The organism is Reyranella sp., assembly GCF_965249915.1.
GTDB lineage: Bacteria > Pseudomonadota > Alphaproteobacteria > Reyranellales > Reyranellaceae > Reyranella.
Genome location: NZ_OZ252257.1, coordinates 5,516,352 through 5,531,541, shown reverse-complemented (window position 1 = coordinate 5,531,541; position 15,190 = coordinate 5,516,352). Strand labels below are relative to the sequence as shown.

11 protein-coding genes are annotated in these 15,190 nt (G+C 67.7%); 6 read left to right on the top strand and 5 right to left on the bottom strand.

The genetic code is table 11. The annotated features are described in order from the left end of the window. Positions 1-3: 3 nt before the first annotated feature. The gene (locus ACP15H_RS27190) at positions 4-870 is read right to left on the bottom strand and encodes an isocitrate lyase/PEP mutase family protein (RefSeq protein ID WP_425069250.1); all 867 of its coding nucleotides are present in this window, start codon (positions 868-870) and stop codon (positions 4-6) included. A 157-nt stretch (positions 871-1,027) separates the two neighbouring features. On the opposite strand from ACP15H_RS27190, the gene ACP15H_RS27185 reads away from it, so the two are divergent. Continuing rightward, positions 1,028-2,617, top strand: coding sequence for an ABC transporter substrate-binding protein (locus ACP15H_RS27185; RefSeq protein ID WP_425069249.1), 1,590 nt, complete (start codon positions 1,028-1,030; stop codon positions 2,615-2,617). A gap of 220 nt (positions 2,618-2,837) precedes the next feature. Here ACP15H_RS27185 and ACP15H_RS27180 read toward each other — a convergent pair whose 3' ends face one another. The 3 genes from ACP15H_RS27180 to ACP15H_RS27170 all read right to left on the bottom strand — a co-directional run bounded on the left by ACP15H_RS27180 (position 2,838) and on the right by ACP15H_RS27170 (position 5,678). Continuing rightward, entirely contained in the window at positions 2,838-3,821 is a 984-nt protein-coding gene (locus tag ACP15H_RS27180; protein WP_425069248.1) for a quinone oxidoreductase family protein, read from the bottom strand. A gap of 67 nt (positions 3,822-3,888) precedes the next feature. Continuing rightward, a complete protein-coding gene (locus ACP15H_RS27175; RefSeq protein ID WP_425069247.1) occupies positions 3,889-4,602 on the bottom strand; it encodes a LytR/AlgR family response regulator transcription factor in 714 nt (237 codons plus the stop codon). Continuing rightward, positions 4,590-5,678, bottom strand: a complete 1,089-nt coding sequence (locus ACP15H_RS27170; protein WP_425069246.1) for a sensor histidine kinase — start codon at positions 5,676-5,678, stop codon at positions 4,590-4,592. The genes ACP15H_RS27175 and ACP15H_RS27170 overlap by 13 nt, the downstream gene beginning before the upstream one ends. 203 nt (positions 5,679-5,881) lie before the next feature. Between ACP15H_RS27170 and ACP15H_RS27165 the strand changes: the two genes are divergently transcribed. From ACP15H_RS27165 to ACP15H_RS27145, 5 genes are all read left to right on the top strand, one after another. Beyond that, on the top strand, positions 5,882-9,022 hold the full coding sequence (locus tag ACP15H_RS27165) for a Calx-beta domain-containing protein (protein ID WP_425069245.1): 3,141 nt from the start codon (positions 5,882-5,884) through the stop codon (positions 9,020-9,022). Positions 9,023-9,128: 106 nt separating this feature from the next. Beyond that, positions 9,129-10,259 (top strand): acyl-CoA dehydrogenase family protein, encoded by a 1,131-nt coding sequence (locus tag ACP15H_RS27160; RefSeq protein WP_425069244.1) that lies wholly within the window; start codon positions 9,129-9,131, stop codon positions 10,257-10,259. An 11-nt stretch (positions 10,260-10,270) separates the two neighbouring features. After that, positions 10,271-11,527 carry an acyl-CoA dehydrogenase family protein gene (locus ACP15H_RS27155; RefSeq protein WP_425069243.1) on the top strand — a complete coding sequence of 419 codons (1,257 nt, stop codon included), beginning with the start codon at positions 10,271-10,273 and terminating at the stop codon, positions 11,525-11,527. Between the two features lie 87 nt (positions 11,528-11,614). Then, entirely contained in the window at positions 11,615-13,264 is a 1,650-nt protein-coding gene (locus ACP15H_RS27150; protein ID WP_425069242.1) for an amidohydrolase, read from the top strand. After that, positions 13,261-14,220: a CobW family GTP-binding protein gene (locus ACP15H_RS27145; RefSeq protein ID WP_425069241.1), complete on the top strand. Its 960-nt coding sequence runs from the start codon at positions 13,261-13,263 to the stop codon at positions 14,218-14,220. Before ACP15H_RS27150 ends, ACP15H_RS27145 begins: the two co-directional genes overlap by 4 nt. Here the strand turns inward: ACP15H_RS27145 and ACP15H_RS27140 are convergent. Next, positions 14,184-15,182: a D-2-hydroxyacid dehydrogenase gene (locus ACP15H_RS27140; RefSeq protein ID WP_425069240.1), complete on the bottom strand. Its 999-nt coding sequence runs from the start codon at positions 15,180-15,182 to the stop codon at positions 14,184-14,186. The genes ACP15H_RS27145 and ACP15H_RS27140 overlap by 37 nt on opposite strands. Positions 15,183-15,190 lie beyond the last annotated feature (8 nt).

The window sequence follows — 15,190 nt, the reverse complement described above, 5'->3', positions numbered from 1 at the left end:
ACGTCAGCTCTTCACGATGAACGGCTTCGCCGCGACATCGTAATCGGCATAGCCCAGGGTCGTGCGCAGATCGGCCGGCGACAAGGCGCTCTTGCTCTCCGCCTCGCCGGCCTTGAGCGCGGCCAGCCCGGCCTTCATGCCGGCGGCGGCCGGCGACAGCATGCCGGTCGGATAGGTGCCGATCTTGAAGCCGAGCTTGGCGGCCTCCGTCTGCGACGGCGTGGCGCGCGGCGCGCCGGGCGACAGCACGGCAAAGGACGGACGGCCCTTGGCGGCGGCGATCCCGCGCTTGATCTCCTCGTCATCGGCCGGCGAATCGAGGAACAGGATGTCGGCGCCCTCCTCGACATACATCTCGATGCGCGCCACCGCCTCGTCGATGCCCTGGGTCGGCCGGCAGTCGGTGCGCGCCAGCACCAGGATGCCCGATTCCTTCGCGGCCTGGACGGCGGCGCGGATCTTCATGCGCGCTTCCTCGCGCGGCAGGCAGGGCTTGCCGGCGGCCGTGAGCGCGCGCGGCGTGATCTTGTCCTCGATGAGCACGGCGGCGGCGCCGGCACGGCCATAGGCACTGACCGTGCGCTGCACGTTCATCGCATTGCCGTAGCCGTGATCGCCGTCGGCCAGCACCAGCAGGTCGGGGGCCGCGCTGTGCACCATGTTGAAGGAATCGAACATCTCGCCGAACGAGACGAGGTCGAGGTCGGGACCGCCCAGGCGGCTGGCGGCCACGCAGGAGCCCGAGAGGAAGGCGGTCTTGAAGCCCTCGCCATAAGTCAGCTTGGCGGTGAGCCCGTCCCACACGGCCGGCATGACGACGAGGCCGGGTTCGGCCAGCAGGGCGCGCAGACGCTGGGGGGCAGTGGTCAAGACGATCTCCTCGGATTCACTGAAAGGCGGCGGACGATAGCAGACCCAAGCTGCCGGTCGACACATCGCGTGCACGCGGTCTAGGCTTTCAGCCGCACTGCAATCGAACGGAGACCCAAGAGCACCAACAACACGGACACTGTCGGGAGGAAACAAAATGAAAGTCGACAAGACGCGTTTCGCTTCGATCCTCATGGCCGCGGGAGTCATCGGGTGGGCCGGCGCCGGCTGGGCGCAGAAAAGCGGCGGCACGCTGCGCATACAGCATATGGACACGCCGCCCAGCGCCTCCATCCATGAAGAGTCGACCGTCTCGGTCGCCGTCCCCTTCATGGCGATCTACAACAACCTGGTCGTCTTCGACCAGAACGCCCCGAAGAACAGCCTCGACACCATCGTTCCCGACCTCGCGACGAGTTGGGAGACGAAGGACGAGGGCCGCAAGCTGGTCTTCAAGACGCGTGACGGCGTGAAATGGCACGACGGCAAGCCGTTCTCGGCGGCCGACGTCGCCTGCACCTTCGATCTCATCCTCACGCCCGAGAAGCTGCGCCGCAATCCGCGCAGCACCTGGTACGGCAACGTCGAGAAGGTGACCGCCGACGGCCCGTCGGAAGTGACCTTCCACCTCAAGCAGCCACAGCCGTCGCTGCTGGCGCTGCTCGCCTCGGGCTACACGCCGATCTATCCCTGCCACGTGCCGGCCGCCGACATGCGGCGCAAGCCGGTCGGTACCGGCCCGTTCAAGCTGGCCGACTTCCGGATGAACGAAGGCATCAAGCTGGTGAAGAACCCCGACTACTGGAAGCCGGGCCGCCCCTATCTCGATGCCATCGAGTTCTCGATCATCCCGGATCGCTCGACCCGGATGCTGTCCTTCGTCGCGGGCAAGTTCGACATGACCTTTCCCGCCGACGTCACCGTGCCCCTGTTCAAGAACATCAAGCGCGACGCCCCCCAGGCGCAGTGCACGATGCGCGAGAGCGGCGTCAGCACCAACCTGATCGTCAATCGCGAGGTCGCGCCCTTCGACGATCCGAAGATCCGCCGCGCCATGGCGCTGACGCTCGACCGCGAGGCCTTCATCCGGATCCTGAGCGAGGGCGAAGGCAAGATGGCCGGCGCCCTGCTGCCGCCGCCGGACGGCGTCTGGGGCCTGCCTCCGGAGAAGCTCGAGGGCCTGATCGGCTATGGCGACGTGGAGAAGGCCCGCGAGGAAGCCCGGGCGCTGATGAAGCAAGCCGGCTACGGGCCCGACAAGCGGCTGAAGCTCAAGGTCAGCACGCGCAACATCGCCACCTACAAGGACCCGGCGGTGATCCTCATCGACCAGCTCAAGCAGATCTGGATCGATGGCGAGCTCGAGATCATCGATACGACGATCTACTACAACCGCGTCTTCAAGAAGGACTATGTGGTCGCGCTCAACCTCACCGGCAGCGCGGTCGACGATCCGGACGTGACCCTGTTCGAGGGCTATGCCTGCGGCTCGCTGCGCAACTACAACAACTACTGCGACCCGGAGATGACAAAACTCTTCGAGGAACAGTCGCGCGAAACCGACCGCCGCAAGCGACAGGAACTGGTCTGGGCGATCGACCGAAAGCTGCAGGAGGACGTGGCGCGGCCGATCATCGGTCACGGCCGCATCGCCGGCTGCTGGCACCCGCAGGTCAAGAACGTGACGCTGCACATCAACAGCATCTACAACAACTGGCGATTCGAGGACGTCTGGCTGGATCGCTGAATATAATCCCCCGTCAGCCGGGCAGGGCAATCGCATGCGGTGCCGATGGCGGCGGGAGCTCGTGTTTTGAGAAAGAGAAAGGTCCTTCGCTCCGCTCAGGATGACACTTCTGCTGGGATTGGCGCAGTGCGCCGATCAAACGAACGATGTCATCGCGAACGGAGTGAGGGACCTTTGTCTCACATGCGAGTGCTCTGGTTCGACGGGGAAGAGAAGAATTTCAGCCGCCCGCCTTCAGCAGCAGCTTGCCGGCCACGCCCCGACCTTCGAGACGGCGGTGCATCTGCGCCGCCTGGCTGAGCGGAAACACACCCTCGATGGGCACTTTCAGCCAACCCTCGACGAGACCGGCCATCACCTGGTCGACACCCTGCCGCCATTCGGCCGATGTCTGGTCGATATGGCCGAGATGCAGGCGGGTGAAGGTCTGGGAGCGCGGCAGGATACGCTCGCGGATGTTCTTGAACGGCTGCCCCTCGGCTTCGCCGATGCTGATGATATGGCCCAGCATCTTCACGACCCCGAAGGTGCGGTCGAGCATCGTGGCGCCGTAGGAATCGATGGCGAGGTCGACGCCCTTGCCCCCGGTGAAGTCGAGCACAGCGCGCTCGAAATCCTCCTGCGACGTCACCACCACCCGCGAGGCGCCGTAGGCCAGCGCCCTTGCCTCCTTGCTCGGCGTGCCGGTGGTGCCGATAACGCGCGCCCCGGCATGGACGGCAAGCTGGGTGCACATCAGCCCGACGCCGCCGCCGATCGCGTTCACCAGCACCGTCTCGCCCGGCCCGATGCCGCCATAGATCGTCCACATCATGTGCCAGGCGGTCAGCGCCTGGATGGGAAAGGCCGCCCCGACGTCGAGCCCGACCGCATCGGGCAGCTTGATCAGCCCCTTGGCCGACGCGACGCACTTCTCGGCATAGGCGCCGCCCTTCTCCGGAAAGGTCGCGACGCGGTCACCCAACTCGACGCCCGTCACGCCGGGTCCCAGCGCGACCACCGTCCCCGAGACTTCGAAGCCCAGGACCATCGGATAGGTCATGGGATGCGGATAGATGCCCATGCGGACCTGCGTGTCGGCCCAGTTGCAGCCGGCATAGGCGACGTCGATCAGAACCTCGCCGGCGCCGGGCACCGGATCGGGAAGGTCGGCCAGCACGAGCTGCTCGGGGCCTCCGGTGGCATGGATGACGACGGCCTTCATGAGGTCCTCCCGCGACGTTGCGGCGAGAGCCTTGCAGCTTCGGTGCCAGACCGTCCGTTCCGGGCGGTCAGCCCTTCTCCGCCAGCAGCTCGCGCAGGCGGGCAGTCGCGGCGCGGCCGATGACGAGCGGGTCGGTCATGCCTTCGAGGACGAGGCGGCTGGTCGATCGCGTCGGCGCGTCGACGCGGCGCAACCGGTCGCGATTGATCATCACCGAACGGCCCAGTCGCACGAACGAGCCGGCCGGCAGCACCTCTTCGAAATGCGCCAGCGTGCGCAGGATCATCAGCGGCGGCTGCCCGGCCACGAACACGCGCACGAAGTCGCCGTCGGCGCAGAGCGCCACGATCTCGGCCGGCGCGACGAGCAGGGTCCGGCGCGGCGTCCTGAGCTCGATCGTCCCGGGGCCGGGCGGCAGCGCCTGCAGGGCGATCTGCCGCGCCGCGCGCGCCAGCGCCCGCTCGAGGCGGGCCGGCTCCACCGGCTTGAGCAGGAAATCGACGGCTTCGACCGCAAAGGCATCGACCGCGTGTTCGGGATAGGCCGTCACGAAGACCACGATGGGCGGCCGTTCCAGCGAATCCAGAAGATCGAAGCCGTCGCGGCCCCCGCCCAGTTCGATGTCGAGGAGGACGAGGTCGGGCTGTGCGCTCGCGACCAGCGCACGCGCGACCTCGGTACTGTCGGCCTCGCCGACGATCTCCACCTCGGGATGGGCCGCCAGCAGCCGCCGCAGGGCGCTGCGCGCCAGCGGCTCGTCGTCGACGATCAGGACCCGCACGGCTCGCCCCTGAGTTCGAGCTTCGCGATCACTTTCTTGTCCCCGGCATGCTCGCCGATCTCGGTTAGGCTGAAGGCATGCCGGTCCGGATAGTGCAGCGCGAGACGACGGCGCACATTCTCCACCCCGATGCCGGGGCGCCGGTGGCGTGCCGAGCGCCGCGTCGTGTCGAGGATGCCGCTATTCTCGATCTCGACATGAAGCGTATCGCCCGCGAGGCGGATGTCGACGCGGAGGTCGAGGCCGCCGTCGCGCCGGCCGTGCTTCACGGCATTCTCCACGAGCGGCTGCAGCAGGAAGCTCGCGATGCGCCACGACGCGGCCTGCGGCATCACGTCGAGACGCGTGTGCAAGCGGCTGCCGAAGCGCGCCCTCTGGACGCCGAGATAGGCCATCAGGCCGGCAACCTCGTTCGAAACGGTTACGACCGTGTGATCGATGCCGTCGAGCGAATGCCGCAGATAGGCGGTCAGATTGCGCAGCATCTCCAGCGCCGCGGCCGGATGCTCGGGGATCTCCTCGGCCACCCCGTTCAGGGCATTGAAGAGAAAGTGCGGATCGAGCTGCAGTCGCAGTTGCTCGAGCTCGGCGCGCAGCGCCTCGGCCTGCGCGCGCATCGCCTTGCGGTGCTCGGCCTGCTCCGCCAGCTCGGCGCGCAGCCAGAAATAGGCCAGGCTCCATCCCGCCAGGACGAAGAAATAATGCACGAGCGGGACGAGGAACTCCTCGGCCCCGCGCCGGTCGGGCGTCACGAGCCAGGGAAGGGCCTCGTGGGCGACCACGATCGCGGTGGCCGTCGCCAGCGCGCCGAGCAGCGACAGCAGGCCGATCAGCGCGATGGCGCCCAGCGACACACGGGCCCTGAAAGGTCGCGAGACGTAAACGGTGTGCATCGCCGTCGAGATCGCGATCAGGCAAAAAAGGATGAGCGCCGTGCGGGCGAAGGCAACGCCGTAGCTGTGGAAAGCCACCCGCTGCGCCATGACATTGACGAGGGCGAAGAGGCCCCATCCCGCAAGCTGGGCCCGCCAGAACAGGGGCAGACCGTTCCACCGGGCAAGCAGGAAAGCGGACAAGATCGTGAACTCCGGAGGACGCAGCAGACGTCCGGCGGAAGATTGGGCATTTGGCGAGGCGAGGCAAGCGTCCCCCTTCCCGCCGCCGGCCGCGCCGTTCGCCGAGTTTCCTGCCGCGTTCACCGACTAGGGCCGCGGCCGCCGATTTACTGTCAGAGAGTCGATGGCAACCTTGCAGCCGCGCAACCGAGTGGAGGCAGGCAATGGCGACCGTGAAGTACACGATCAAGGACAATTGGGGCTCGGGCTTCATCGGCAACATGACGGTCGACGGCGGCGCCTCGGGTGCCCATGGCTGGACGATCGAGTTCGACGCCGGCTTCGCCATCACGAACATCTGGGGCGCCGAGATCGTCAGCCATGCCGGCACCCATTACGTCCTGCGCAACGCTTCCTACAACGGCGACGTCCCGTCCGGCGGCAGCGTCACCCTCGGTTTCCAGGCGACCCCGGGCGCCACCGGCGGTACGGCGGCGACCGGCCTGTCGCTGAACGGAGACGGCAGCGTGCCGCCGGTCCTGCCGACCCTCTCGGTCGGCGACGCGTCGCTCGTCGAGGGCAACAGCGGAACCAAGCAGATGGTCTTCACGGTCAGCCTCTCCCAGGCGGCGACCGGCCCGGTGACGGTCAACTACGCAACCGCCAACGGCACCGCGACGGCCGGCCAGGATTACGTGGCCAAGTCCGGCACGATCACCTTCGCCGCCGGCGAGACGCAGAAGACCGTCAGCGTCACGATCAACGGCGACAAGGTGGCCGAGCTCAATGAAGCCTTCGCGCTGAACCTCTCTTCACCGAGCGGCGCGACCCTCGCCGACGGCGCGGCCATTGGCACCATCCTCACCGACGACGTGATCGTGCCGCGCATCACCATCGCCGACGCCACGGTGAAGGAAGGCGACGGCGGCACGCGCAACCTCGCCTTTACCGTCAGCCTCTCGGAAGCCACCAGCGGCCCGGTCACGGTGACCTATGCCACCGCGAACGGGAGCGCCAAGGCCGGCGAGGATTATATCGCCCAGACAGGCATTCTCACCTTTGCGGCCGGCGAAACCTCCAAGGTCGTCAACGTCAAGGTCACCGGCGACACGGCGATCGAAGGCAACGAGACGCTGAAGATCAACCTGACGGCCCCCACAGGCGGCAAGATCGCCGATGGCGGCGCCATCGGCACGATCGTGAACGACGATGCGAGGATTTCCGTCGCCGATGCCACCGTCACGGAAGGAAACAACGGCACCAGCAGCCTCGCCTTCACCGTCACCCTGTCGGCCGCGGCGTCCGGGCCGGTCACGGTCGACTATGCCACGAGCAACGGGTCGGCCAAGGCCGGTCTGGATTACACCGCCCAGACCGGAACGCTGACCTTCGCCGCGGGCGAGACATCGAAGGTCATCAACGTCCAGGTGACCGGCGACACGGCGATCGAGGCCAACGAGACGCTCAAGCTCACTTTGTCGGCGCCGACGGGCGCCACGATCAGGGATGGCGGCGCCATCGGCACGATCGTCAACGACGACAGCACGACGCCGAGCCTGCCGACGCTCAGCATCTCCGATGCCTCGGTGATCGAGGGCAATCCCGGCAGCGGCGCGGCGCCGGGCTGGCTCAGCACCTCGGGCAACCAGATCGTCGATTCGGCCGGCCACACGGTGCAGATCGCCGGCGTGAACTGGTTCGGCTTCGAGTCCTCGACCTTCGCGCCGCATGGCCTGTGGACGCGCGGCTACAAGGACATGATGGACCAGATGGTGGATCTCGGCTTCAACACCATCCGCCTGCCCTTCTCGAGCGAGATGCTGCACACCAGTGCGGCGCCCAACGGCATCGACTTCAACAAGAATCCCGACCTGCAGGGCCTGTCGGCGCTGCAGATCATGGACAAGATCGTCGACTATGCCGGCCAGCTCGGCCTCAAGATCATCCTCGACCATCATCGCAGCAACGCCGGCGCCGGAACGTCCGATAATGGCCTGTGGTACGACAGCCAGTACACGCAGGCCGCCTGGATCAACGACTGGAAGATGCTGGCGGCGCGCTATGCCGACGACCCGGCGGTCATCGGCGCGGACCTGCACAACGAGCCCTACAACGGCACCTGGGGCGGCGGCGGCGCCAACGACTGGGCGCTGGCGGCCGAGACCGCCGGCAACGCCATCGGCACCGTCAACGCCAACTGGCTGATCTTCGTCGAGGGCGTCGGCACCTACAAAGGCGAGAGCTACTGGTGGGGCGGCAATCTGATGGGCGTGCGCGACCGGCCGATCGACCTCGCGCTCGACGACAAGCTGGTCTATTCGGCGCACGACTATCCCAACTCGGTCTACAAGCAGCCGTGGTTCCAGGGTTCCGACTTTCCGGCCAACCTGCCCGCCAAGTTCGACCAGATGTGGGGCTATATCTACAAGGAGGGTATCGCGCCGGTGTGGATCGGCGAGTTCGGCACCAAGCTGGTCGACCCGAAGGACGCGCCGTGGCTGGAGGCGATCACCTCGTATCTCAGCGGCGACTTCAACAATGACGGCACGTCCGACCTGGCGGCCGGGCAGAAGGGGCCGAGCTGGACCTTCTGGTCGTGGAACCCCAACTCCGGCGATACCGGCGGCATCCTGACCGACAACTGGACGGGCGTGAACCAGACGAAGATGGGCTACCTGACGCCCATCGAATACCAGTTCCACGAGGATGCGCCGGGCGACGGCAGTGCGCCTGCCGGTCCGACGGCAACATTCGTGCTCACCCTCTCCGAGGCCGCGACGCACGAGGTCACGGTGGACTACCAGACCGTCTACGGCGAGGCCGGCGCGGCCGACTTCGTCGCCAGCAACGGCCACGTCACCTTCGCGGTCGGCGAGCAGAGCAAGACGATCACGATCGAGATCACCCCCGACAAGCTGGTCGAAGGCAACGAACATTTCGGTGTCGTGCTGACCAATGCGGCGGGCGCCACCATCTCGCGCGCCACCGGCACCGCCACCATCGTCGACGACGATGCGGCGGCGACCCCAACCCCAACGCCCACCCCGACGCCGCCGGCCAGCGCCGGAGATGTCGATGCCGTGTTCGCGATCGCGAACTCCTGGTCCGGCGGCTTCAACGGCAACGTGACCCTCGAGAACGGCGGTGCGAGCGACGTGACGGGCTGGCAGATCAAGATCGAGACCAGCAACCAGATCACGGACATCTGGAATGCCGTCATCGTGTCGCATGACGCGAGCGGATACGTCATCGGCAACACCTCCTACAACGGAACGATCGCCCATGATGGCGAGACCAGCTTTGGTTTCGTGGCCGCGGGCGCACAGGATCCATCGACGGTTCACATAGATCTGCTCCACGTCTGACGAAGGACGCTGCTTCGGCGGCGTCTCGCCCTGCAGTTCCCCGCACTCTCCGGGAGCTTCCGATCATCCCTCCCAGTGCCTAAAATCGGCGCCGGGAGGATTTTCGATGAAGTTCAGCTTCTCCAGCGAGCAGGAAGAATTCAGGACCAGCCTGCGCCGGTTCCTCGGCGAGCGCTCGCCGACCAAGGAGGTGCGGCGCCTGATGGAAACCGATGCCGGATTCGAGCCCGCCGCCTGGCGCAAGCTCAACACCGAGCTCGGCCTGACCGCGGTGCGCATTCCGGAGGAATATGGCGGACAGGGTTTCGGCTTCGGCGAACTCGGCATCGTGCTGGAGGAGATGGGCCGTGCGCTGCTGTGCGCGCCCTTCTTCTCGACGGCCGTTCTTGCGACCGGCGCGATCCTGAATGCCGGCAGCGAGGCCGAGAAGCAGGCCCTGCTGCCCGGCATCGCCGCCGGCGACACGATCGCCACGCTGGCCTGGGTCGAGGCCCCCAACCATTGGGATGCGGCCGCCACGAAGATGACGGCCAGCCAAACGGGCGGCACCTGGAAGCTCGACGGCCACAAGAGCTACGTGCTGGATGGCCATACCGCCGATCTCATCGTCGTGCTGGCGCGCACCGCCGGAACCTCGGGCGAGGCGGGCCTCTCGCTGTTCACCGTCAAGGGTGACGCCAAGGGACTGGAGCGCCGGAACCTCAAGGTGATGGATCCGACGCGCAAGCTGGCACGCCTCGACTTCAAGGGCGTCGAGGCGACGCTGCTGGGTGAGGCCGGCGCCGCGGCGGCGCCGTTTGCCCGCACCCTCGTCGAGGCGGCGGTCTGCCTGTCCAACGAGATGGCCGGCGTCTCGGATCGGCTGCGCGAAGATGCGCTGGCCTATGCGCAGATGCGCATGCAGTTCGGCCGCCCCATCGCTTCCTTCCAGTCGATGAAGCACAAGCATGCCGACATGCTGGTCGATGTGGAACTCGCGAAGTCGGCCGCCTATTACGCGGCCGCGGCCCTCGACGAGGGAGACGAGGACATCGTCGCGGTCGCGTCGCTGGCCAAGGCAGCTGCCAGCGAGGCAGCCCTTCAGACCGCCGTCCATGCGATCCAGATCCATGGCGGCATCGGCTTCACGTGGGACAACGACACCCATCTCTGGTTCAAGCGCGCCAAGAGTTCGGAGGTGCTGCTGGGCGATGCCCATCACCACCGCGAGCAGATGATGCAGCACTGGGCCGCCTGAGGAGCAGGAAGATGAGCGAACTCACCGAAGACTCCGTCCGCGCCGACGTCCGCGCCTGGCTGGAAGCCAACTGGTCTCCCGAACTGGGCCTCGTCGAATGGCGCAACAAGCTGGCCGACTCCGGCTGGGGCGTACCCACCTGGCCGAAGCAATGGTACGGCCGCGACCTGCCGCAGGCCTTCCAGGCGGTGGTCGACGAGGAATTCCAGAAGATCGGCGCGATCGGCGTCGCCAAGGCCGGCATCCGCACCCTGGCCGCCGCGACCATTCTCGCGCACGGCACGGATCTCCATAAGGAGAAGTTCCTGCGCCGCATCCTCACCGGCGAGGATACGTGGTGCCAGCTGTTCAGCGAACCCGGCTCCGGCTCCGACGTGGCGGGTGCCGTCACGCGTGCCGAGATGCAGGGCAACAAGTGGATCGTGAACGGCCAGAAGGTCTGGACGACCTCGGCCCATCACGCGCACTGGGGCCTGCTGCTGGCCCGCACCGACTGGGACCAGACCAAGCACAAGGGCCTCTCCTACTTCATCATCGACATGCACCAGCCCGGCGTGAACGTGCAGCCGCTCAAGCAGATGAACGGCCATGCCTCGTTCAACCAGGTGTTCCTCACCGACGCCGTGGTCGAGCCGGAATTCCTGGTCGCCAACGTGGGCGACGGCTGGGCGGTGACGACGACGACCCTGATGCACGAGCGTCGCGGCGCCGATGGCTTGCGCAGCTGGGCCATGGGTTCGGACCGCAAGGGCCGCGCCTATGACGAGGAACGCGCCGAGATCGCGACCACGATGGAGCCCTACAAGTGGTATCCGCAGCGCGCGGGCCGGGTCGATCTGATCCTGCAGCGCGCCCAGGAGACCGGCCTCATCGACGATCCGGTGGTGCGCCAGGAAATCGCCCGGGTGCTGGTCATGTCCAAGGCGGCGGAATGGACCGCCCGTCGTGCCCGTGCCGCCGCCCAGCAGGGCAAGCCGCAGGGTCCGGAAGGCTCGCTCGGCAAGCTGGTCTCCAGCCATGTCGCCCGCGCCGCCGCGCGCGTGCACACCCAGCTCTCCGGTGCCGATGCCTTGTTGTCCGGCTCCGACAGTCCGATGAACGGCGTGATCGCCGAGATTCTCGTCTCCGTTCCGGCCACGTCGATCGCCGGCGGCACCGACGAGATCCAGCGCAACATCATCTCCGAGCGCGTCCTCAAGATGCCCAAGGAGCCGAGCATCGACACGACGAAGCCGTTCCGCGACGTGCCGCGGAACACGGTGCGCTGATAGACCGATGGCGGTGTCTCCGACACCGCCATCTTTCTTTGCGAAGCCGGTTGGCTTCACGGCCTCGCCACCGATACTGTCGGGTTCATGACACCGAGCCCGATCACGATCTTCCGCGCCCGCCGCATCCTCACCATGAACCCCGCCCGTCCGGAGGCCACGCATGTGGCGGTCCGTGAGGGCCGCATCCTGGGCGCAGGCCCGCTGGAGGAGCTGGCCGGCTGGGGCACCTACACGCTCGACGACACATTCGCCGACAAGGTGCTGATGCCGGGCTTCGTCGAGGGCCACAGCCACGCCGCCGAAGGTACCTTCTGGCGCTACACCTATCTCGGCCGCTTCGACCGCATGGATCCCGAAGGCAAGGTCTGGCCCGGCGCCGAATCCATCGAGGACGTGGTGGCGCGCCTGCAGGAGGCCGAACGCAAGCTGGGTTCGCCCACCGAATCGCTCGCCGGCTGGGGTCTCGATCCGATCTATTACGGCGACCGCCGCGTCGTGCGCGCCGACTTCGACCGCGTGTCGACGACACGTGCCGTCGGCGTGATGCATGCGAGCGGCCACATCTTCAACGTGAACACCCGCGCGCTGGAGCTGGCCGGCCTGCTGCGGCCGGGCGTCAACCATCCCGGCATTCCCCTCGGCGACGACGGGCTGCCGACCGGCGAGCTGAAGGGCCCCGAGGCGATGACGCTCGTCGGTGCCCATATCGGTTTCGACCGCGAAGCGCTGGCCAACGACGAGAACGGGCTTCGCCGCTTCGCCAGGCTCTGCGTTCGCCAGGGCGTCACCACCGCGACCGATCTCGCGAACCTGCTGCCGGACGATGCGGTGTCGATGATGGCGCGGGTCACGGGCGAAGCCGGCTTCCCGGTGCGCATCGTGTCGTTCCGCCGCTTCCAGGCGCTGACGCCCGAGCAGGTGGTCGAGATCGCCGTGAAGCTCAAGGCCAAGTCGACGGACCGGTTGCGGCTGGGCGCCATCAAGCTGTTCGTCGACGGCTCGATCCAGGGCTTCTCCGCCCGGCTGCGCTGGCCCGGCTACTATAACGGCGCGCCCAACGGCCTGTGGTACACGCCGCCCGAGGCGATCAGCGGTCTCTACAAGCTCGCCCTTCAGAAGGGTGTGCTGGTGCACAGCCACACCAACGGCGACCAGGCGACCGAGATGGCGCTCGATTGCCTCGAGGGCGCGCTGCTCGACCAGCCGGCCCGCGACCATCGCTTCACCCTGCAGCACTGCCAGCTGGCCGATGCCGCCCAGTTCCGGCGCATGGCCCGGCTCGGCATGTGCGCCAACCTCTTTCCCAACCATCATTTCTACTGGGGCGACCAGCATTACGAGACCACGGTGGGACCGGAGCGGGCGATGCGCATGAACGCCTGCGCGACGGCGCTGGCCAGCGGCGTGCCGCTCGCCATCCATTCCGACGCGCCGGTGACGCCGCTCGGCCCGCTCTTCACTGCGTGGGGCGCCGTCAACCGCCGCACCGCCAGCGGCCGCGTGCTGGGCACCACGGAGTGCATCTCGGTGGCCGATGCGCTGCGCACCATTACGCTGGGCGCGGCCTGGACGCTGAAGCTCGACGGCGAGGTCGGCTCGATCGAATGCGGCAAGCGCGCCGACTTCGCGGTGCTGGAAGACGATCCGCTGGAGATCGCGCCGGAGAACCTGAAGGACGTGCGCATCTGGGGCACCGTGCAGGGCGGTCGCCTCTTCCCCGCCAACGGGGCGTGAGCGAGACCCGGCCAGGCGGGCGGCTGCCGGTCACTGTGATCGGCGGCTATCTCGGCACCGGCAAGACGACGCTGGTCAATCGTCTCCTGCGCGCCGCCGACGGCCAGCGGCTCGCGGTGCTGGTGAACGATTTCGGCGCGACGCCGATCGACCGCGACCTGATCGTGTCGTCGGACGGCGACACGCTGGAAATCTCCGGCGGCTGCATCTGCTGCAGCTACGGCTCGGACCTGATGGATGTGCTGATGGCGCTGCCCGAACGGCAGCCGGACGTCGAGCGCGTCGTCATCGAGACCAGCGGCGTCGCCCTGCCCGGCATGGTGGCCAGCGCCGTCTCCCTTCTCTTGCCCTATCGCATCGACGGCATCGTGGTGATGGCCGATGTCGAGACGGTGCGGACGATGGCCGACGACGCCTATCTCGGCGACACGATCACGCGCCAGCTCGCCGCCGCCGACCTTTTAGTCGCCAATCGCTGCGACCTTGTAGACGAGGCTTCGCGGGAGGTGACGCTCGCCTGGCTAGGGGCGGAAAGTCCCTCCGCCCGCATGGTGCCCGCGACACGGGCCGAGATCGCGCCCGACCTGCTGCTGGGTCTGCGAGATGCCGCCCCGCCTCGCCTGTCGGCAACGCTCGCGACACCCGGCGCGCCGGACGCGGCATCGCTCTACGACTCGCTGGAACTCGATCTGCCCGCCGACATCGACGTCATGGAGCTAGGCCAGCGGCTCACGGCGTCCACGACCGGCGTGTTGCGCGCCAAGGGCATCGTGCTTCAGGCGGACGGCCGTCGCGTGGCGCTGCATGTCGTCGGCCAGCGCTTCGAGATCGATGAGGCCCCTGCCGGCGCGAGACCGGGCAGGCTGGTCGTGATCGGCCTGCGGGCGCGCCTCGACCGCCGCGCCGTGACGGAGGCGCTTCAGCCGAGATTGTCGACGTCGTTGCGCAGCGCCTGACCGGCGCGGAAGCGCGCCAGGTTGTCGAGGAAGATGCCAAAGATCGCCTCGTTCTGGCCCAGCGAATGGCTGGCGGTGTGCGGCGATACCAGCACGTTGGGGAGATCCCACAGCGGCGACGCCGGATCGAGGGGCTCACGCTCGAACACGTCGAGATAGGCGCCGGCGAGCCGGCCGCTCTGCAGCGCCGCGATGACGTCGGTCTCCACCGCGATCTCGCCGCGCGCCACGTTGATCAGATGCGCGCCCTCGGGCATCGCGGCGAAGGCCGCCGCGTTGGCGATGCCACGCGTCACCGGCGAGACCGGGCAGCACAGGATCAGCCAGTCGGCCTGCGGCAGCACCTCGTGCAATTGCTCGTAGGCCACGACCTTCTCGCACGGCTCCACAGGCTCGGCGGTGCGGCGCACGCCGATCGTGCGCATCCCCAGCATCGTGAGCAGCGAGGCGATGTTGCGGCCGATCGGGCCCATGCCGACGATGACGGCACACTGACCCGCGAGGTCGCGCGGCGAGCGCTCGGCCAGGCGCGGTTCCCAGGCATGGCGGCGCTGCGCATCCGCGAGCAGCGGGAAGCGCCGGTTGATGGCGATCACGGCGCCGAGCGTGCTGTGCGCGACGGTGACCGCCGTGGCGCCCGACGCGGTCGTCACCTTCACGCCCCGCGCCCGCAGCTCGCGATAGATCGGGCGGTCGGCGCCGGCCGGATGGATCTGGAGCCACTTGAGGTTCGGCGACTTCCGCACCACCGCGTCAAAGCCCTGCAGCTCCGGCGTCAGATTGGTCGGGCTGGATTTTCCCGTGACCTCGCGGGTCATGAAGGCGATGTCGGCGGCGCTGGGGCCCTCGGCGGCCAGCGCCTCCTCGGCGGTGAGGAAGGAGAGCGTGCCCGGCGGCACGGAAGCAGCGATGCGCTCGCCCCAGATACGCTGCGCGTGGGACGACAGCAGAAGAGTGATCATGACGGCAG